The 18,565-nt window shown below is 45.9% G+C and carries 16 protein-coding genes; 3 read left to right on the forward strand and 13 right to left on the reverse strand.

Annotation, left to right across the window (positions count from 1 at the left end; translation table 11 throughout):
- Positions 1-297: 297 nt before the first annotated feature.
- Together GJR95_RS42200 and GJR95_RS22735 are read left to right on the forward strand one after the other, a co-directional pair.
- The gene (locus tag GJR95_RS42200; RefSeq protein WP_232540830.1) at positions 298-543 is read left to right on the forward strand and encodes a cyclic nucleotide-binding domain-containing protein; all 246 of its coding nucleotides are present in this window, start codon (positions 298-300) and stop codon (positions 541-543) included.
- Positions 544-638: 95 nt separating this feature from the next.
- The gene (locus GJR95_RS22735) at positions 639-1,610 is read left to right on the forward strand and encodes a quinone oxidoreductase family protein (RefSeq protein WP_162388041.1); all 972 of its coding nucleotides are present in this window, start codon (positions 639-641) and stop codon (positions 1,608-1,610) included.
- A 151-nt stretch (positions 1,611-1,761) separates the two neighbouring features.
- Here the strand turns inward: GJR95_RS22735 and GJR95_RS22740 are convergent, their stop codons facing one another.
- The 9 genes from GJR95_RS22740 to GJR95_RS22780 all read right to left on the reverse strand — a co-directional run bounded on the left by GJR95_RS22740 (position 1,762) and on the right by GJR95_RS22780 (position 9,723).
- Positions 1,762-2,640 (reverse strand): MBL fold metallo-hydrolase, encoded by an 879-nt coding sequence (locus tag GJR95_RS22740; protein WP_162388042.1) that lies wholly within the window; start codon positions 2,638-2,640, stop codon positions 1,762-1,764.
- Positions 2,641-2,896: 256 nt separating this feature from the next.
- Entirely contained in the window at positions 2,897-3,673 is a 777-nt protein-coding gene (locus tag GJR95_RS22745; protein ID WP_162388043.1) for an MBL fold metallo-hydrolase, read from the reverse strand.
- Between the two features lie 93 nt (positions 3,674-3,766).
- Positions 3,767-4,852, reverse strand: coding sequence for an NAD(P)H-dependent flavin oxidoreductase (locus tag GJR95_RS22750; RefSeq protein ID WP_162388044.1), 1,086 nt, complete (start codon positions 4,850-4,852; stop codon positions 3,767-3,769).
- An 11-nt stretch (positions 4,853-4,863) separates the two neighbouring features.
- Positions 4,864-5,241: a nuclear transport factor 2 family protein gene (locus GJR95_RS22755; protein WP_162388045.1), complete on the reverse strand. Its 378-nt coding sequence runs from the start codon at positions 5,239-5,241 to the stop codon at positions 4,864-4,866.
- A gap of 114 nt (positions 5,242-5,355) precedes the next feature.
- Positions 5,356-5,574, reverse strand: a complete 219-nt coding sequence (locus tag GJR95_RS22760) for a tautomerase family protein (RefSeq protein ID WP_162388046.1) — start codon at positions 5,572-5,574, stop codon at positions 5,356-5,358.
- A 10-nt stretch (positions 5,575-5,584) separates the two neighbouring features.
- Entirely contained in the window at positions 5,585-6,139 is a 555-nt protein-coding gene (locus tag GJR95_RS22765; RefSeq protein WP_162388047.1) for a YceI family protein, read from the reverse strand.
- An 88-nt stretch (positions 6,140-6,227) separates the two neighbouring features.
- Positions 6,228-6,806, reverse strand: coding sequence for a Crp/Fnr family transcriptional regulator (locus GJR95_RS22770; RefSeq protein WP_162388048.1), 579 nt, complete (start codon positions 6,804-6,806; stop codon positions 6,228-6,230).
- Positions 6,807-7,201: 395 nt separating this feature from the next.
- On the reverse strand, positions 7,202-8,221 hold the full coding sequence (locus GJR95_RS22775) for an LLM class flavin-dependent oxidoreductase (RefSeq protein WP_162388049.1): 1,020 nt from the start codon (positions 8,219-8,221) through the stop codon (positions 7,202-7,204).
- Positions 8,222-8,478: 257 nt separating this feature from the next.
- A complete protein-coding gene (locus GJR95_RS22780) occupies positions 8,479-9,723 on the reverse strand; it encodes a cation:proton antiporter (protein ID WP_162388050.1) in 1,245 nt (414 codons plus the stop codon).
- Between the two features lie 368 nt (positions 9,724-10,091).
- Between GJR95_RS22780 and GJR95_RS22785 the strand changes: the two genes are divergently transcribed.
- Entirely contained in the window at positions 10,092-11,549 is a 1,458-nt protein-coding gene (locus GJR95_RS22785; protein ID WP_162388051.1) for a sulfatase family protein, read from the forward strand.
- Positions 11,550-11,626: 77 nt separating this feature from the next.
- On the opposite strand, the gene GJR95_RS22790 is transcribed toward GJR95_RS22785, so the two are convergent.
- The 4 genes from GJR95_RS22790 to GJR95_RS22805 all read right to left on the reverse strand — a co-directional run bounded on the left by GJR95_RS22790 (position 11,627) and on the right by GJR95_RS22805 (position 18,563).
- Positions 11,627-12,988 carry a hypothetical protein gene (locus GJR95_RS22790; RefSeq protein WP_162388052.1) on the reverse strand — a complete coding sequence of 454 codons (1,362 nt, stop codon included), beginning with the start codon at positions 12,986-12,988 and terminating at the stop codon, positions 11,627-11,629.
- A 31-nt stretch (positions 12,989-13,019) separates the two neighbouring features.
- Positions 13,020-16,865 (reverse strand): putative Ig domain-containing protein, encoded by a 3,846-nt coding sequence (locus GJR95_RS22795; RefSeq protein ID WP_162388053.1) that lies wholly within the window; start codon positions 16,863-16,865, stop codon positions 13,020-13,022.
- A gap of 121 nt (positions 16,866-16,986) precedes the next feature.
- Complete coding sequence (locus tag GJR95_RS22800) at positions 16,987-17,475, reverse strand: hypothetical protein (protein ID WP_162388054.1); 489 nt, start codon at positions 17,473-17,475, stop codon at positions 16,987-16,989.
- Positions 17,476-18,044: 569 nt separating this feature from the next.
- Positions 18,045-18,563 carry a hypothetical protein gene (locus GJR95_RS22805; protein WP_162388055.1) on the reverse strand — a complete coding sequence of 173 codons (519 nt, stop codon included), beginning with the start codon at positions 18,561-18,563 and terminating at the stop codon, positions 18,045-18,047.
- Positions 18,564-18,565 lie beyond the last annotated feature (2 nt).

The following is an 18,565-nucleotide window of genomic DNA, read 5'->3' on the forward strand; positions in this document are numbered from 1 at the left end:
TTTAACTTTGATATTAATTGGGAGAAATGGAATCATTTGGTTGAAGAGGTGAAAATCCCGGCCAAAACAACATTGTTACATGAGGGCGAGGTATCTAAAAATACTTAATTAATAAAAAAAGGGTGCCTTCGTCTTTGGTTTAACAACAACGGGAAAGACATAACATTTCAGTTTTTTTTTGAAAATCAGGGCGTTTCGTCGATCGAAAGTTTTCAGTCAGGACAACCTAGTTTGTTCAGCATTGAGAGTATCGAACCGTCAACGCTGTTAGTGGTGTCAAAAGCAAACCTGGATCTAATGATAGAAGACCTCTCAGATTATCAGATGTTTATGCAGGAGCATCTTCTAAAGCGGATGCATCACTATTCAAAGCTGTTTCTATCCCGTATTAAAAATAATCCGCTGGAGCGATACCTCGAACTATTGGCCGACAGTCCACACATTATTCAGCGGGTACCCCAACATTATATTGCCTCTTATCTGGGGATCACACCCGTGTCGCTGAGCCGAATCCGGAATAAAGTACTGATCGACAAAAAATAAACGTAGCTGACGATCTGTGCAGCATTTCTTAACAATTGTTATCGTGTAACGGGAGTGGCTATCGGACCTTTGTTTAAAACAAATACATGATAGCCATGAAAGCTGCAGTAATTCACCAATTTGGCGAAATACCCCGTTACGAAGACTTCGCCGATCCAATTCCTCAAACAGAAGATGATCTGATATTAACGGTAAAGGCCGCATCCATCAAGAACATTGACAAGTACCAGGCCAAAGGATCGCATTATGACCGGTATAAGAATTTGCCTGCCGTAGTGGGTACTGACGGCGTTGGCATATTGCCGGATGGTACCCGCGTGTTTGCCTTCTATGCAGGCGCTACCATGGCCGAAAAGGCGTTGGTACGATCGGGTGCTTATGTAGTTTTACCCGATGCCATTGACAGTATAACTGCTGCCGCTTTGCCCAATCCGGGTTTATCGGCCTGGTTTTCGCTTTATTATCGCGCTGGTTTACGACCAGGAGAAACTGTTCTTATAAACGGGTCAACCGGCGTTACTGGAAAAATGGCTATTCAACTGGCTAACTATTTCGGTGCTGGAAAAGTGATTGCTACAGGTAGAAACCCACAAACGTTGGCCACGCTTCCCAATTTAGGGGCTGATGTCGTCATTTCACTCGCCCAATCCGATGCCGATTTGCAGGCAGCCTTAAAAACTGAACTGAAAAAAAAACCAGTCGATGTCATTATCGACTACACATGGGGGCATCCCGCCGAAATTTTACTACGCACACTTACGGGCAATGACTTTATGGCCGAAGCGCATCGGACACGTTACGTGACGGTTGGAGAAATGGCTGGACCTACTATTCAACTGGCCTCGGATACCTTACGAAGTGCAGCCATTGAGTTATATGGCGTTGGAGGAGGTAGTATTCCGAAGGAGGTTATGAAAAAAGTACCAACCGAATTGCTGCCAAAATTATTTGACTTAGCCGCGAGAGGTCTATTGACAATAGAAACTGAAATTATCTCGCTGAAAGATGTTGAACAAGCTTGGGAACAGGGCGAAACCGCTGGTAAACGATTCGTACTTGTACCGTGATATCAGGATTCAAATTTCCCTCCTGTCGTCGCTTTCTGTCAGAAGGTGTCAGGGCCGTTCATACTCAGTATAGCTGGCTGGAAGTTACATGATCGGCGTATTTAGCTAACTGGGCAATCGGCATGTGTACGGACTAAGCGAATAAAAACAGTTAATTGACTGGCTGGCTTTGCAAAATATTCCACTGCACTTGTCCCGGTAATAAACGATAAACGGGGATTTGAATCTTATACTGCTGGCAATACCGTTTGATGGCCGAATCGATCTCTTCGGCTGAGTAACGGGAAGAAAAGTGACCCAGAATTAGGGTGTCGATCTTCAATTGAGCCAAATCCCTTAACACCTCTTCCAGGGTACTGTGACGATTACGGGTCGGGTCAACCTCTTTGATGTCCTGACGGTTCAAAAAAGTGGCTTCATGGATTAGGATACCCGTGTGGTTCCATTGTGCCAACTGGTCTGCCGGAGTATCGCCCGAATAACCTAATAGATTCGATCGGATCTCCTCTAACATTATTTCCCGGCCGCCCGCCAGAGCCATCTGAGTCAACTGCTCCTGGGGTAGACCTGCCAACTCGGCTTTGAGTTTGTGTTTGAGTTGATAGAGTTGATAGCTCACGCTTTTTATCTGCTGCGGTTGGGCATTAGCCACATGGTTGTTGCGGAGAGCCTGCACATACATGTCTTTTTGAATCGCTACGCTTTGCTGATGGGCCAGACCCTGCCAGCTGGTTTGACTGACACGAGCATCAAATTGCTTGGAAAATACCTCCAGCGCCGAAATTGACCGTGCGTCAGTCGGGAAATAAAGGTGTGGGAGCCCTTCTCGGGCGATGAGTTCATTGAGCCGCAACAAACCGGTCAGGTGATCCCGATCGGCGTGCGAGAGAAATATGTGGTCAATTTTACGGGATTTTTGCAGCAGTGTAGGGGCCACACCGTCTCCGGCATCGAACAGCAGTCGGAGTTCTTCGATGAAATACCAGGTAGAGAACAGAGCCGTCGAATAGCCTGTGATGGTTAGATTCATAGGTTAGCTGAAATGCTCCTTTAGTCAGGGTTAGTTCCTTAACTACTGAAAGTGGAGGTTTGTGCCATGACCATAAACAAAAATAGGGCTACAGTTCAACCGTTTATGGTCGCTCTCAGGAAAGTAGCAGATATAGACGTGCTGGCGGCTTCAAAGGCATTCATGGTAGGGCAGTAGTAGTTTTGAACATATTGACGAGTTCGGTGTATTTCGTTGCCAGACCTGATTTTGCCTGATCGTTTTTTGCGGCAATTCATCAACCAGGCAGGGCAGTGGGCACACCTGGTGGCAAAAAAAGAAGCTGGTCAGCAATGCCCAGTGTGGCAAATGATTGCTGGAGAACCTCTTTGTTTTCGGTATAATGCGACCAGCCTTCGTAATGAACGGGAATGATTTTCGATTCAGGAAAGGCGGAAGCTGTATCGAGGGCGTCATTCGTACCCATCGTGAGATTAAAGGGCCCTCTGGGTTTGGCAGCTCCGGCAAAGATGAATACGTAGTGCGGCCTGAATTTTTGGGCAACTTCCTGGACGCCATCATAAAAGACCGTATCGCCCGTCAGGTAAATCTCAATCGGTGTATTGCCCGAGAGAGACAGCAAAAAACCAGTTACGTCCCCGGTAATGGGCTCAATTCCGGCTGGTCCGTGCCGGGCGGGCGTGCTGGTAATGGTCAGTACATCGCCTTCAGGTGTGGGTAGCACAATGTTTTCCCAGGGAGATAAACCAATGGCAGTCCCTCCTAATCGTTCGGCTGCTATATTGGTGGTTAGCGTTTTAGGAACTCGTTTCAGTAATTCACGACCCGCCCGATCTAAATTATCGCCATGTTGGTCATGACTTAACAAGACCACATCAATGCGACCAATGTCCTGAATCGCCGGTCCTTCCAGTTTCCAGTACATCGGTTTTTCTGGGGTCGGGAATGCTGCGCCTGCCGGATCCAGTGTTGGATCGGTCATAAGCCGTAGTCCACCCACTTCTAAAATGACCGTTGGACCGCCCAGATACGTAGCAGTGATTGTATTTTTCATCGTTTCAGGGTTTAATGGTACTTGTTTGTCATTAGGTAATCCAGGTAGTTATCAAATAATTGATACTAAAAATGCCCCGGCCAATACATTTACTCACCTACTTAATTGGTCGAAATAAGCCGTTGTTTCTGCCAGAATAGCCTGCATCAGTTCGCCTGCTTTCCGGTGCTTCAGCACAGGTGCAATCTGCCCACCCCAAAACAGGATCATGTCCCATTTCTCCTGATCAATAGCCGCTTTTCGCAGGGAAGACATGAACTGGGTTTGCAGCGGAAACGGCAAAAATTGCTTCTCTTTGCCGAGTAAATCGCTGGCAATCCGGCTGGTTATGCCACGGCCGAGCCTGCCCGTAAATGCCCGCGTCAGAGAGGTATACCTGGCTGCATCCGAGAACAGCATCTGCCGGTGAATCGGCGTAGCATTCGATTCTTCGCAAGCCAGAAAGGCGGTTCCAATCTGCGCGGCACTGGCGCCCAATGCCATCGCAGCAGCCACTCCTTTTCCATCAGCAATGCCCCCAGCCGCTATAATGGGCGTCTTCACCTTTTCCCGGATTAACTGGAGTAGTACAAACGTACCCGTAATCGACGATTCTGCCGACGCTAAAAACGAAGGTCGGTGGCCACCCGCTTCAAAACCAGAAGCAATGATCAGATCAACCCCGGCGGCTTCTAAAACCAGAGCCTCATCCAGCGTAGTTGCTGCCCCGATTGTCACGATGCCCAGCTTTCGGCATTGATTCAAGATCTCTGGGGAAGGAACGCCGAACATAAAGCTAAAGACCGGCGGACGCAGATGCAGCAGCGCATCTACCTGATTCTCGAATCGGGAAGCAAACGGAGCAGGCTTGTCGGGCAGGGGAATACCCAGTTGATCGAAGTACGGTTTGAACAGTTGTTTAGCCTGCTCAAAGGGCTCATCCGCGGTCGTCCCGTTAGGCGCGTCCGTATCTGAAACCCATAAATTGATATTATAAGGCTGATTGGTAGCGGCTTGTATCTGTTGGCCCACGCTGATGATTTCATCCGGACTTAACGTATAGGCACCATAACCACCGAGTCCGCCCGCATTCGAGACCGTGGCGACCAGATCAACCGATGAAAGATTACCGCCGAATGGTCCCTGTAGTATTGGATATTGAATACCGAGCCGCTCAGTTGCTTTTGTGTTGTACCACATACCGATAGAGGTTATTCGTTAACGTGCGTAATCATTTTATTGACAATGAGCCAATGGCCGTCCAGCTTATGAAATGACAGAAACTCGTGGTAGTTGAAGTCATACATCTTCACCCTGACTTTGGCCATCGCGATGGAATGGATCACATCAATAGAGATAATTTCACCTTTAAATGGCTTCCCGGATTCTTTTGGGCTTTGTCGATTTTTTACTCCGTCCAGATATTGATCCAGGATTCTGGCATAAGGCTGTCCGTTCACATCCCCAAAAAGTAGTGTTCCGGGGTTAAACGTACCACCTAAAAGCACAACATCGCCTTCATAAATGCCGTTAAAATAACTGTTCAGCATAGTTGTAATCGCTGCTATTGCTTCCTGATTGGTTTCCATGGTTGTTCCGTTAAGCCGTGACTATTTTTTCAGACCAGCCTATTGATGGTAAAACAGGTTTGACGTCACCAGAATGACCTGAAAAAATAGTTGCCAGAAGTGTTTTTATCGGTTCTATTTTTTATCCGCCGTTATTCCATTTTCCCGTAGAACGGATACCTGTTCGCCCGCATAACCCCAGTCGTCGAGGTCTATTTCCTGAATGACCACGTGCGTGAGGTGCGGATCTTTGTTCAGTACATTCGTGATGAGTTCGGTTACGCCTTTGATTAGCGCCTGTTTTTTCTCCCGCGAAACGCCTTCGCGGGTTACTTCGATCTTTACGTAAGGCATGGCTGTATTATTAAGCAAGGAGAGTTTCGTGAGCAAACGTCGCAACCAGATCGACGGTCAGATCAATCTGGTTGTAGATAAGCGTATCGCCCAAATCCTTGAAGAAATTGCCAGAGCGAAACTTCATCCCGTATTTGGTACGATCGATCACGATCTTGCCGGATGCGTCGATGGTATCGCCGTTAGTCGTCACATCCGCATCGAAATCAATTGGGTGCGTAATTCCTTTGATGGTCAGATTGCCCTGAATATGATACGTTGTGTCGGCAGTGCGATCGGTTGACGTAATCTCAAACGTAGCGGTAGGGAATTTTTCGGAAGAGAAAAAATCTTCCGAAGCAAGGTGGCCAGCAAATTGAGCATTGGTAGCCGGATCGGCAATGTCCAATATCCGAATCGACGTTGTGTCAATACTGAACGTTCCACCAATAAGCTGGCCGCTTTCGTTAAGAAAAAGCGCCCCTTCTTTAAGCGAAATTGTACCATTGTGTGATCCGGTAACCTTGCGACCGATCCACTCAATCTGGCTTTGTGCTCCGACTATATTAAACTGTTTCGTTTCCATGTTTTGTGCTACTTAGCTTTTTAAGTACAGCACAAAGGACGGAGTGAAATTTCAGCCGGTTACGTGATCTACATCACTATTACAGGGGCTATTTATGAGCCAGATAAAGTCGACTCAAAGTTTCTCTGGATACACCCAGATAAGCAGCTATCAGGTGTTTAGGGACGATGTCGTATAACTGAGGATACTGCGCCAGCAACTCTTCATACCTTTTTTGGGTATTCTTGGTCATGAGCGATACAAGCCGTTTTTGCACGGCGATGTAGCCTTTGTTGGTTCGCCAGCGAAAGAAGTGTTCCACCTGATGCAGTTCCTGGCAGACTTTTTCCCGATCCTGATTCGAGATGGAAAGTACCTCGGCATCGGTAATACAGTCAATATTTATCGTAGCTCTGGATTGATTGTACAATGCATCATAGTCCGACGTCCACCAGGTTGGCATGGCGAACTGTAGAATGTACATTTTCACTTCATCATTGATAAAAAAGGCTTTCAGACACCCCGACAGCACAAAGAATTCATTTTCGACACGTTCCCCTTCACTAACAACCACCTGCCCTTTCCGGAAGGAATGGCGTTTAAAGTGCGAAAAAAAGTAGTCGAACTGGTCATCGGTCAGGGTAGCCGTTTTGGCAATATGTTGTTTAATGATCGTCTGGGCTTCCATCCTAAAGCACATTTTTCGATTATAGATCCTTGAATTAGCCTGAAAAGAAGTCGATGCGGTGGCGATTACTTAAAGAAGTGGTGTCGGTTTCTTCAAACCGACACGGCGAGGTTTTTCAAAACCTTGTCGTTCATGCCGATGCCGTTTCTCCAGCCGCAGAGGTCAGGTTGAAGAACCTGACCTCACGTCAATACCCGCTAACCGCTATCAAAGTGAAAAGCCATTTCGTCAACTTTACGGAGTTAATTAACCCCGGTGGCTTCATGGCCAGAAGATCATCAGTTTCTGGTAAAAATCGACCTGCATAATCCTGACACAGAGTCCTTTCAGAATTCACTTCGCCGAAATGTACAATCGGCGTTTCAGTGGTAACTTCGTTTTTGCCGCCAAGAGTGCTAGCGAGCGTTGATGCGGGGGATAACTTCCTTACCGATCAGGTCAATCGAGGCCATTAGCTGATCATGCGTTAATCCTGCATTGTCCATTTGAAAGGTAAACCGATCGACGCCACCCAATGCCTGACTGTGCCGGAGCAATTTTTCGGCGACCTGCTCGGGGCCGCCAAGCACCAGTACACCCGTCGGTGACATGAGCGAATCGAACTGAGCCTTCGTAACGGGTGGCCAGCCGCGCTCGCGACCCAGTTTCGTCCACAACTCCGCGTAGCCGGGGTAATATTCGGTAATTGCCTGTTCAGTAGAGTTGGAGACGTAGCCGGGAGAGTGTAAGCCTACTGTCAACTGATCAGGCGTAAACCCGGCTTTCCGGCCAGCCTCCCGGTACAGATCGACCAGTGGACGGAACCGGGCCGTATGGCCGCCAATAATGGCTACCATCAGCGGCAGGCCCAACTGCCCCGCCCGAATAAACGATTCGGGTGTGCCACCTACGCCGAGCCATATCGGCAGTTTAGGTTGCACGGCTCGCGGATATACCGGCAGATTCGGAATGGCAGAACGGAACCGACCCGACCAGTTAACGAACTCGTTATCCCGTATTTTTAGCAGCAGGTCCAGTTTCTCCTGAAACAGGGCATCGTAGTCGTTCAGACTAAATCCGAACAGCGGATAGGCTTCTACCGACGAGCCGCGCCCAACGACGAGCTCCGCCCGCCCTTTGGAAATCAGGTCTACGGTGGCAAAATTCTGATAAACCCGCACAGGATCGGCGGTGCTCAGTACGCTTACGGCGCTGGTCAGACGAATGCGTTTTGTCCGACTGGCCGCTGCGGCCAGAATAACCGCCGTTGCCGAATCCAGAAATTCTTTTTTATGATGTTCACCAATGCCGAAGACGTGTAACCCCACTTCATCAGCCAAACTAATTCGGTCGAGTAGTTGCTCCATCGCATCCACGCTACTCAATGAATGGCTTCCGTACAGAGCCGAAGCAAAGCTGTCAATTCCTATTTCCATTAGTATTTCCTGATTGAGTAAACTATGACAAGGCCTGCGGAGTAGAATGACCGACTGGCCGACTACTCAGTACAGGAGGTGACGAATTTGGTCCTTTTTTGAATTACCCACATTTGTTTCCCCATAGATTTAACGGGCTGCGAATGCCATAACAAATACGGCTTCAACTCTAAACTTGTTAAACCAGTTCCAATTGTAAAGTCGAGATCGATATGCCTGGGATTTCCGGGGAATATGCTGGTGGGGGAAATAAGCGTTCAGGAAGCTTGTTTCTTCGCGACCGAATTTACGACTTTTTTCAGGGTAAGTCCCTGGCCAATGATGGAGAAAATAACGATGCAATAACAACTCGCCAGAATCAATTCCCGGTAAGGCGAATCGGGGAGCGATAGGGCAAGGGCTACGGAAATGCCTCCCCGTAGCCCTGCCCAGGTGAGAATACGAAGACTGCCCGGTTTGAGCCTTGATAATTGAAACTGAAGCAGATAGGGCAGGAGAATGCTCAGGCTTCGCGCTACGATAGCCAGCACTACCGTAGCCAAACCGATTAACAGGTAGTTGTTCAGAAAAGGTAACACAACGATTTGTAAGCCGATCATTACAAACAAAATCGTGTTCAGAATCTCGTCTATCAAGTGCCAGAACCGATCCAGGTAAAATTTGGGCGAATTGATTTTGTCGGCGCCTGGTAGTCGACTTCCTAACAACAGCCCAGCCGAAACTTCGGCCAGCGGAACCGACACGTGCAGCGCATTGGCGACTACCGAAAGGATCATGACCAGAGCCAGCGACAGCAGAACAACGGTGTGGAAATCATCGGAGACCTTGATAAGCCGATAGGCGACAAATCCCATCAGCAGCCCTATTGATATGCCACCAAATACTTCACGGCAGAACAACAGGATCGCGTCAGACAGAAAAAAATTAACGCTGGGGTCGGCTACTTCCTGTAACGAAATGAACAGTACAAGGCCAACGCCATCGTTGAACAGCGATTCGCCGGTAATGATCGTTTCCAGCCGCCGGGGAATGGGCGAGTCCTTGAGTACGGCGCCAACGGCTACCGGGTCGGTAGGTGAAATCAGCGCACCAAACAGAAAGCAATAAACAAGTGGAACGGGAAAGCCAAAAGCATTCGTCAGAAAATAGAATCCAATGCCGAATAGGGCCGTGGAAAACAGTACGCCCACTGTACTCAAAATCAATACCGGACGAAACTGCTGCTTCAGATCGTCGAGGTCGAAATGAAGGGCAGCTGCAAAGAGCAGAAAACCCAGCATTACGTCGAGCAGCGTTTTCGAAAAGTCAATCTGTTCTGTAATGCCGATCAGCATTCTGGCAAAACCCGAAGAGACATTGCCAACGATCAGCACTAAAACGATTAAGACTAGTGTCAGCACAACAACCCCGATCGTTCCGGGTAGTCGCACAAAGCGGGCATTGACGTAGGAGAGTAACGCACTGATTCCAACCAGCGCACTGGCAGCGGTGAAAATATCCATGTAGTGTAGTAAGTAAAACGATCGGGCTGGGGGTATAAACTCAACGACCAGCTATTAATTCTAAGTATACCGGCGTATCTGCTAGAGGAACCGCCCATTTCTGCCGGGTGTTTGCGTTTAGGATTTTGGCTTCGAGCCGTGCCACGGTTTCTAATCGTGCTCTTGTAACCGTGGCACGGCTCGAAGCCAAAATCCTAGTGTTAAGGTAGGTGTTGTATTATCGAACCTGAAATTTTTGTTCTTTCGTAGCCTAATGCTTCGTCAGCTGTTTGTCAGAGTCGGGAGCCGTGTCACAGTTGCAACCGTGACACGGCTCTCGACTCTGACAAATAGGTGTTCTGGCTACTTTTTGGACCTGAGAACTACGTATGAGATACCTGTATTGCCTGTTGGGATTGATTTTTCTGGCTGTTATTGGCCTGTTTTCCTGCGAAAAAGACGCAGTGCGCCCGAATATTCTCTTCATTCTGGCAGATGACTGGAGTTATCCATATGCCAGTATTTACGGAGACAAATCGATCAGAACACCTAATCTCGATCGTCTGGCCGCGAACGGTACTGTTTTTACCAACGCTTATTGTGCATCTCCATCCTGCACGCCATCGCGGGCGGCCATGTTAACAGGGCGTTATCCGCATAATCTGGGCGAAGGAGTAAACCTGTGCGGCAGACTCGAACACCGGATTCCAACATACGTGCAGCTTTTAGAAAAAGAAGGTTACGCCGTTGCTTTCGATCGGAAAGGCTGGGCTCCGGGCGATTTCCATAAAATGGGCTATACCGAAAATCCGGCGGGAAAACCGGCTGTATTTGCCCCTTTTATTGACAGTATACCGAAAGGTCAACCGTTTTTCTTCTGGTTTGGGACGAATGATCCACACCGCCCTTTTGACCTGAATAATGGTAAAAAAGCGGGGATTGATCCTCAAAAAATCAATCTGCCAGCCTTTTTGCCGGATGTGCCGGAAATCCGGGGAGACGTTGCCGATTATCTGTCGGAGGTGGAGCGATTTGACCGCGAGATCGGTGATTTGCTCAGGAAACTGGAAAGCTCCGGCCAGCTCGAAAATACGATCATTGTTGTGGCATCTGACAACGGGATGCCGTTTCCTCATGCGAAAGCCAATCTGTATGATTATGGAACGCATGTTCCGCTGCTGATCAGCCGCTTTTCTAAAAGCGGAAGTTTGCCCAAACGCAACGATTCATTTGTGAACCTAATCGATTTGACGCCGACGTTTTTAGATTGGGCTGGGGTTAAACAACGGCCTGAGATGGACGGCATTAGCCTGTTGCCGGTGCTGAATGGGGAGAAAACAGTTCATCGGCCAGCGGTTTTTCTGGAACGCGAGCGGCATTGCCTGTGTCGGGCCGAATTTGAGTACGGAGCGGGTTATCCGATGCGGGCCATCCGAACGAAGGGCTATCTGTACATCCGCAACTTCCGGCCTGATCGCATGCCTGCGGGCGATGAGACGATTCCGGGCACCCCTTCCGTATTTGGCGACGTCGATGGTGGTCCAACCAAAGTGTATATGATGGATCACCGCAACGACGCAGCCGTGAAACCGTTGTTTTCACTCGGCTTCGGCAAGCGCCCGGCCGATGAATTATACATCCTGAAAGATGATCCCTATACGATTCGTAACCAGGCCACTAATTCGGCATATGCAGACATCAAAAAGGATTTACAGAAACGATTAGACCAGTGGATGAACGAGGAAAATGACCCCCGCCGAAATGGTGGTGGCGACCAGATCGACAAGTACGAGTCGACAACCCACGCCTGGATAACCCGCACCGGTATTATTTTTCTGGATGAGTGAAAAGGAAGAATAACTTCACCTCGTTTGGTTTAGTTTGCACTACGCCAAACGAGCTGGAATCGTTAATTCATGAAGGCTTATTTGATATCCTTATTTCGGAGATTAATTTTCATTTCCAAGTGATCGATTCGTTTCTGCTGTTCAATGGCATATAAGGTCAATTTTTCTATTTTCTGGAGCAGCTTTGCATTCATGTCTCCCAGATTTATACCGTTTGCTTTGACTTCGTCGGCTGATGGAATGTTTGGTAAATGTTTCTCGGCTTTAATGTACAATTCAACGGTTTCTAATGAAGGCAGTTTATACGCTTTGGCGAAGACGAAATCAGCCCAGCTTCCTGTTTTTACTTCCACCTCACGGGCTCCAATCTTGCCTTCAACCGCTAATTTATAGGTGCCTGGGTCAGTTGTACCAATGCCAATGTTCCCATTTTCTAAAACTTTCAGCCTACCTCCAATTACCCCCGGCGCATCAATGTTAAAATCACCTATACCGCCTTGACGAAAGGAGCCATTTAAGTGAAGGCGAGCTACAGGATTTGTTTCTCCAATGCCCACATTACCGTTTGAATTCCAAACACCGCTGGGTAGACCAATGCTTGCTGGTCCCCAACCACCATCGTAACCTAATTGAATTGTACCATTGCCAGAACGAATAAAATCAACCCGATTGCCTGAATCATGAAAGCCTATGGAAGTATAGTCTTGAGCATTAAGCAGTAAAGTTGTTCCAATTCCCCACGTTTGTTGAGTGGGTGAAGAATTTGTCTGAATGTCGCCTAAACTTAAATTACCGTCTGTGTTTTGCTGAACAGCATTCGTACCTAAAACAAGACCTCCTCCATTGATATGGAGTTTAGATACTGGATTTGTGGTCCCTATCCCAACATTACCATCTCCTCTCACATACGCTAAAAAACGCTTTGAATTAGCTCCTGTCATTTGCCAGAACGTAAAGCCTCCTCCCGATGGATTGGCAATATTGCTGTTAATTAGTGATAAGTCTGACAGGCCACCCGTCCAGTTGGCGCCAATTGACAATTGGGCATCCCCAGGTGAATTGGCCGAGTTATTGGGATAGATACCATCCGTATTCTGAGAATAAATGCTACTGAATCGGCCAGTTGTTGTTCGGAAGTCACCATATACTTCGAGTTTCGAGGTAGCTGGCGTATTCGTAGATGTACCGACTGCCATATTACCCGAAAAGATGACATCACCATTGGAGCGAAACTGGGTTTGGGCCCCAAAATCCCAGAACTGTGTGCCTGTGTACCAGGGTGCGATAAATAAGGTTTTACGACTGTCTTCTGGGTTGTGAAGTATCCACTTGTTTGTTGGCGATCCGCTATCAATAATAGTGCCCTGACCCCAGGCTACCGAACTGCTTATGAGGCAGCTTATCAGAATAGTTGTATAAAAATTGAGCGATAGTTTCATTACAGTGGTTGGTAAAATGGTAGTAGTTTAATTAATTACAAGGCCCGTTATAAGCCCGGAAGGTAGCCCCCGGCTTAATGGTGAAGCCCGGTTTAAGTTGAATAAGTTGTCCGGCTTTTAACTGTACGGTTGCTTCTGGGTTGATCGTAACAGGCTGACTCGCATCAGTCTCCATCTGATTTATGGCATTGAGTGATACCGGTGTAGACGACGAAAACGTACCCGTTACGATGTAGGGATCGATGCCTGAACAGTTGCTGACGGTCAGAAAAAAGCTTGTACTGCTGGACAAACCGTCTGAGTCGGTAGCGGTCAATGTAATCAGGAAATCACCCGGCATGGTAGTTGTACCAGTAATGGCACCATTAGTAAATGATAAGCCATTTGGTAAACCATTGATGGAATAGGTTAGGGCTTCTCCTTCGGGATCAGTGAACAAATTGGTTGGAATCGTATAAGTAAAAGCCTGATTCAAACTGATCGTTTGATCTGGGATACTTCCTGATTGGGAAGGTGGTTGATTGCCGGTTTCATCATTGTTAGGAAGCGTGTTGGGCTCTCTGTAGGCATAGGCATATTCTTTGATGATGTCATGATTGTTGTTACGGATTCGTTCCAGACGCGCTAATTTGTCATATTCATAATAAGTTGTTAAACTCGCTGGAGTCGTCGTTGATTCTATACCAATATGTGGGAAATAAGTGTAGCCTGTTACTAAAGCTTGAGACAATTGGCTTCTTAATCTATTAAGGACATTGCGAATTGTGGCTGCATCGCTCAGAGTACCATCAGTACTTAGTTGAGCCTGCACTTCAGAAGCCGTTGCATTTTGAATTTCGGCAATGGGTAAGGCTGCGTTATAACCCCAAACGTAGGATGTGTATCGATTGCCTTTCCGCTTGGCTTCTACAATATTGGCAGAGCTATCATAACGAAATGTTTGTTGTTCTTCGTAAACAGGGGCACTTGAGCTGGGACTGTTTAATTCTGTTTGGCTGACACTCTGCAATACCACTCTTGAAACGGCTCCAGTGTTGGTAATCGTAGCATAGGTATTCAGCGTGCCTTGCAGTAATTTTTCGCTATCGCCCGACCGCTGTACTTTATCCAACTTCTCCACAACACTGTTCTGCATGTTCCGGCTGCCTCTCATTTCCGCTAATGCGCCAGTTGCGGTTGGGTAATCCGCCGGATATTTAAGTTCTGTTATGTATACTGTCCCATCGCTATTGATCCCGGTTTGCTTGATTAGCTGGAGATGATTGAGTCCATACACATTTGCCTGCTGACTCTGAGTGTAATTAGCAGACTCAGAATCATAAATACGGTGCTGGGATGTTTCTAAGTATAACCAATTTGTTTGTTCTTCAAATTCGCCAAGAGCGTAATTTTCGGACAGATCTTGATTATAGCCTGTGTTCCACCCCTCTAATCGATACCCAACTTTCAAACCTGAGATTTTTGTCGGGGCAAATGCATCTGTTTTATAGTTGTTTTGTATATCGTCTACTGGGCTGAATATGCTGTTGTTTTTTTTATAAACCGTTTTTTGCTGTTCAAGCCCACGTAAGTGATCGAATGTAGTTGATGGGCCGAAAGGAAACCCCCCTGTGATCAAATCAGGATAGAACGAGAAAAAGTGGCTTTCCTGGCCATTTTCCGCGTTTTCACCATTAGCTACAATAACACTTGTGTAGGAAACAGTACTCCCGGCTGCTGTTCCTAGTGTGACATTTGATGACGACGAATTAACAATATAGTCGAATGTACCACAAGTGCCGTTTTTATCGCAGGCATAGACTTTAGTGGGATAACTGTAAAGAGGAACGGATAATACCTTACCCGTTGATATGCCACTGCTGTTGCGATAACTATAGGTTTTAATAATGGGATTAAGATCTGAAGCTGATGCAACTGTCGATATTTTTTTGATTCGTAATCCTCCAACTTTCTTATTAGGCAATGCCGTGCCGTCAATAGCAAACTCAATTTCTTTATCATAATACGACAAGTTAACAGTATAATGACCACCATTGCCTCCGTTTACTTTTAATCGATACCGGCCGTTCGCCAGGGCAATAGAGTTACAGGTTAGGTTTTTAAAGTAGCCAGTTAATATAATTGGCTGACCCCAGAGTGTACATGAATTAGTTGGAAAACCGGGGAAACCTGTGCTCGGATTAGACGTACTGAGGCATTTTTCAATAATAACCTGAGTACATCCAGCCGGGAAACCAGATGCTCCTCCACAATCGCTCACTGTGCTATTATTACAGGGCGGAGTCGTCATGTTAAGACTAATAAACGTCTGTGTATTGGTGTCTCCGGAGTTAATCTCAAATTCTCGAGGGGTAGGGTTATTGTCTGATATTGAAAGTGTTGTAGGTGTTGCTTTATTTGTAAATGGTAGTCCCGGTTCAACAACATCGTGTAGTTCATATGTAAAATCAGTATAACCCCCGGTAGGATAATTGAGTCGCTTTAAAGTAAATGTCTGTGAACCAGCTAATGTAGGATTACGATTCGCGCCGGGAAAAGTGATTGGTGTACCTTTGGTATTGGTCAGCTGGCGCTCTGGCACAAACGTAGTTAGTGGATTATCAATACCATTGTAAAAGCCCCAATGATCCTGAGCGTATCGGTTGTGTGTATTTAATGAGGTCCCTTTGTCAAAATACTCGAACGTGTAGGCTGGCAAAGAAGCCAAAACTGCGACCGCAGGACGAGGGAAAGTTGCCTGTGGATTGAAATTACTACGCTGCTCCTGCACTTTGGTTAACTTGAGTTTGGTGAGCCCCGTTTCATAAATGAAATAGTTTTGCTCTAGAATAAACTCTTTAATCTGGTTGTTCTGACTATCATATAAGCCAACTCGTTTCAACGTTTGGGCACCTGGCAAATCACTTCGTGACCCTAGAACGTAATCGAAATCTATGTAACCGTTACTAAAGGTGATTCGACCTAAGACCCTCGTGTCTGTTACGAGCTGATTATCGCAATACGTTTGGCTGGAGGAGGGTGCTGCTGAAGAATTTCCTTGTTCGTCTTTATCCCGAATGTACTTTGTCTCTGAACCCATCACTTTATAGATGACTCGCGATGAAGGCCCATAAGTAAAAGTAATTTGATCTGACAGGTCGGGCGATATGATTTTGGTTAAATGCCAGGTTGAAATGTAGCTAGGCGGTGTGCGTAGGTTCATGGAAAAACCAGTACCATTGCTACAAATATTTGTTGAGGTCTGATTTTCAGTTGCTTCGAATATGTATTCGGTTCCATCTTCGGTAATGACTGACCAGCCACCAGAGCGCATATTCTGTCCAAAAGGCGGTTTAATGAGGAATTTGTTTAGAAAACTTGAATGGACTACGCCAGCCTGGTCAAAGTAAAACTTACCCGAATAGCCTCCAAAATTAAAACTGAACAGGTCGGGTTGGGTGTCAATTAGGCCGTCGGCTGCCTGCCTTAATTTTTGGACATCGTTATGCACCTGAGCGATATGAGGAGCCCCATTAAAGTAGCCATTAGCTTGCTCGTCGGGTAAACCACGCATACTACGCGTAATAACCCCGCCTGCTATCAAACTCCAACCTAACCCAACAGTACTAGCCTGGTCTTCTAGTTTATGCCCTCCGGCATGATAAGACAGACCAACCGATAGACTCAAGCGCTTGGTCTTGATCTCAAACATTGGTATGCTGATATTGGGAACACCGGTGAACAAACTAACCGGTACATCGCCATATTTTGCTAGAGCTGCGGCATTGGGCGAGGGCGGGAATACATCTGGCAAAACCGCCGGTTTTATTTGTGCCAGGGTTGTGGTATACCCATTCGTGAGTATGACAAAAAGCGTTACAAATAGTAGTTGCTTCATGAGCGCAATTGGTAAGATACGGTCAATATTGAGCAATTCATTAGTGAGTTAGGCACTAATAAGTTAGACAAACCAATCGACAGGTTTGCGGGGTCAGCTTTTTAGCAAAAACAGAAAGTCGCTAACGACGTAAAAAGTAACGTGTATTATGATACAGATAGAAGTTCCAAAATATGAGCTCAGGAAAGATTAGGCTATCACCACGGCACTGCATTTGGTATGTTCTGCGATAATCAAAAACGTTGATAGTCGGCAGATCTCCCAGCCAATCGAAGGAGATCTCATTATTAGCAACACGATACTTGAAGCGGATTAGACCGTCGTAATATTTCTTATTCTGGCAATCATAAAGATTGAAATAGCCGGTGCTATCCGTTTGAAAAACCAGCTTCATTTCCTGTGCGTTTCGATCAGCGATCGCTCCTGTGCCTTGTGTGAGGGTGCTACTGATTGGGCAGGTAGCATAATCATTTCCCCATCTCCCCATATAGCAAGCATCAGTTGAGAGTGGTTGTAGACCGCCGGACCCCGTTCCCCGGCAGGATAACATACACAACCAAACGGCGAACAACAATAAGGTAAGAATTGGTTTACGTTTAAGGTCAATCATTGTTTGGTGGGTTTATTGATTTTGAAATCAATTCTTAGTACTTAAAAAAGCAAATGCTATTGCAACAGGGTCTTAGGTTGGATGGCTAGAAGCTTACTCTCTTTGTAATTAAACCTGCTGCCTGTAACACCACACGGAGTTAAAATAAAACCATATGGTAGTTAGCCCAGCGAACGATTTATGGGCAGCTCTATTCCTAAATAAACTAGCTTCTTAGGTTGTGAGTCAGTTGAGTAATGCTTGAGTTTGTCAATAATAGTATAGCAATATTTATACCAAAAATGATTATTTGTATATAAATATTGATAAAAGAATAACCTACCACTTTGCCGGCGAATACGGATTAGCCCGTTAGACTTTCCTGAATGACATCCCGATTAAATACTGCAATGAAGGATCGCGGCTCAGCAATCCATCCCGTTTATTGTCAGTAAGTAGGAGCAGCTGGATCTAGAGTTTGATGGGTCGCTTCTCTATTGATAAATTACTGCTTGCTAAGAATTAGAACACCATATAAGACCAAATAACGCCCAGTGTTGTGAATACTACGCCCAATGGAGAGTTCTCTTCTATTTCGGTATTGAATCGAAAAATATATATTCGCCAGAATAGTCATCTTGTGTAATAAGATAATTGTTCTCTGCCATTATCAATAAAATTGTGTCTTTGTATTGTGGCATAATGTTATTGAGTTTAGCTAAACCATCTACACGTTTAGTATAGTTTTTTATTATAAATTGAATACCTTTCAGAATATAAAGCTGGTACAATTTCTTATTTATATTTAACTTATTGAAGTTTTTACAATTACAAAACTTAAATGCCAGTTTTTTTTCATGGACAATATACCGATATAGAAATTGAGAATAAGATAATTTTAAAGGCGATTTTTTATAAGTAAATAAGTACAGTGCATAATTGCTAGTAAAAAGATTCTCTATTTTTCCATCTTTTTCTACGGATAAAACTACCCAATAGTCATTATTAGAGTAATTTTTAGATAAAAAATCACAATATTCTTTGTCGCTCAAAGGTTTTACAAATGAGCTAAATAAGATAGCTAGTAGGTACGTGGAAAATATATTCATGA

Origin of the sequence: Spirosoma endbachense, assembly GCF_010233585.1 — a bacterium.
GTDB lineage: Bacteria > Bacteroidota > Bacteroidia > Cytophagales > Spirosomataceae > Spirosoma > Spirosoma endbachense.

Excerpts from the sequence above, each read along its gene's own strand:
- GJR95_RS22795 (WP_162388053.1), bottom strand. The coding sequence starts at position 16,865 with ATGAAGCAACTACTATTTGTAACGCTTTTTGTCATACTCACGAATGGG.
- GJR95_RS22755 (WP_162388045.1), bottom strand. The coding sequence starts at position 5,241 with ATGGAAACCAATCAGGAAGCAATAGCAGCGATTACAACTATGCTGAAC.
- GJR95_RS22745 (WP_162388043.1), bottom strand. The coding sequence starts at position 3,673 with ATGAAAAATACAATCACTGCTACGTATCTGGGCGGTCCAACGGTCATT.
- GJR95_RS22740 (WP_162388042.1), bottom strand. The coding sequence starts at position 2,640 with ATGAATCTAACCATCACAGGCTATTCGACGGCTCTGTTCTCTACCTGG.
- GJR95_RS22760 (WP_162388046.1), bottom strand. The coding sequence starts at position 5,574 with ATGCCTTACGTAAAGATCGAAGTAACCCGCGAAGGCGTTTCGCGGGAG.
- GJR95_RS22765 (WP_162388047.1), bottom strand. The coding sequence starts at position 6,139 with ATGGAAACGAAACAGTTTAATATAGTCGGAGCACAAAGCCAGATTGAG.
- GJR95_RS22785 (WP_162388051.1), top strand. The coding sequence starts at position 10,092 with ATGAGATACCTGTATTGCCTGTTGGGATTGATTTTTCTGGCTGTTATT.
- GJR95_RS22780 (WP_162388050.1), bottom strand. The coding sequence starts at position 9,723 with ATGGATATTTTCACCGCTGCCAGTGCGCTGGTTGGAATCAGTGCGTTA.
- GJR95_RS22735 (WP_162388041.1), top strand. The coding sequence starts at position 639 with ATGAAAGCTGCAGTAATTCACCAATTTGGCGAAATACCCCGTTACGAA.
- GJR95_RS22800 (WP_162388054.1), bottom strand. The coding sequence starts at position 17,475 with ATGATTGACCTTAAACGTAAACCAATTCTTACCTTATTGTTGTTCGCC.
- GJR95_RS22775 (WP_162388049.1), bottom strand. The coding sequence starts at position 8,221 with ATGGAAATAGGAATTGACAGCTTTGCTTCGGCTCTGTACGGAAGCCAT.
- GJR95_RS22770 (WP_162388048.1), bottom strand. The coding sequence starts at position 6,806 with ATGGAAGCCCAGACGATCATTAAACAACATATTGCCAAAACGGCTACC.
- GJR95_RS42200 (WP_232540830.1), top strand. The coding sequence starts at position 298 with ATGATAGAAGACCTCTCAGATTATCAGATGTTTATGCAGGAGCATCTT.
- GJR95_RS22750 (WP_162388044.1), bottom strand. The coding sequence starts at position 4,852 with ATGTGGTACAACACAAAAGCAACTGAGCGGCTCGGTATTCAATATCCA.
- GJR95_RS22790 (WP_162388052.1), bottom strand. The coding sequence starts at position 12,988 with ATGAAACTATCGCTCAATTTTTATACAACTATTCTGATAAGCTGCCTC.
- GJR95_RS22805 (WP_162388055.1), bottom strand. The coding sequence starts at position 18,563 with ATGAATATATTTTCCACGTACCTACTAGCTATCTTATTTAGCTCATTT.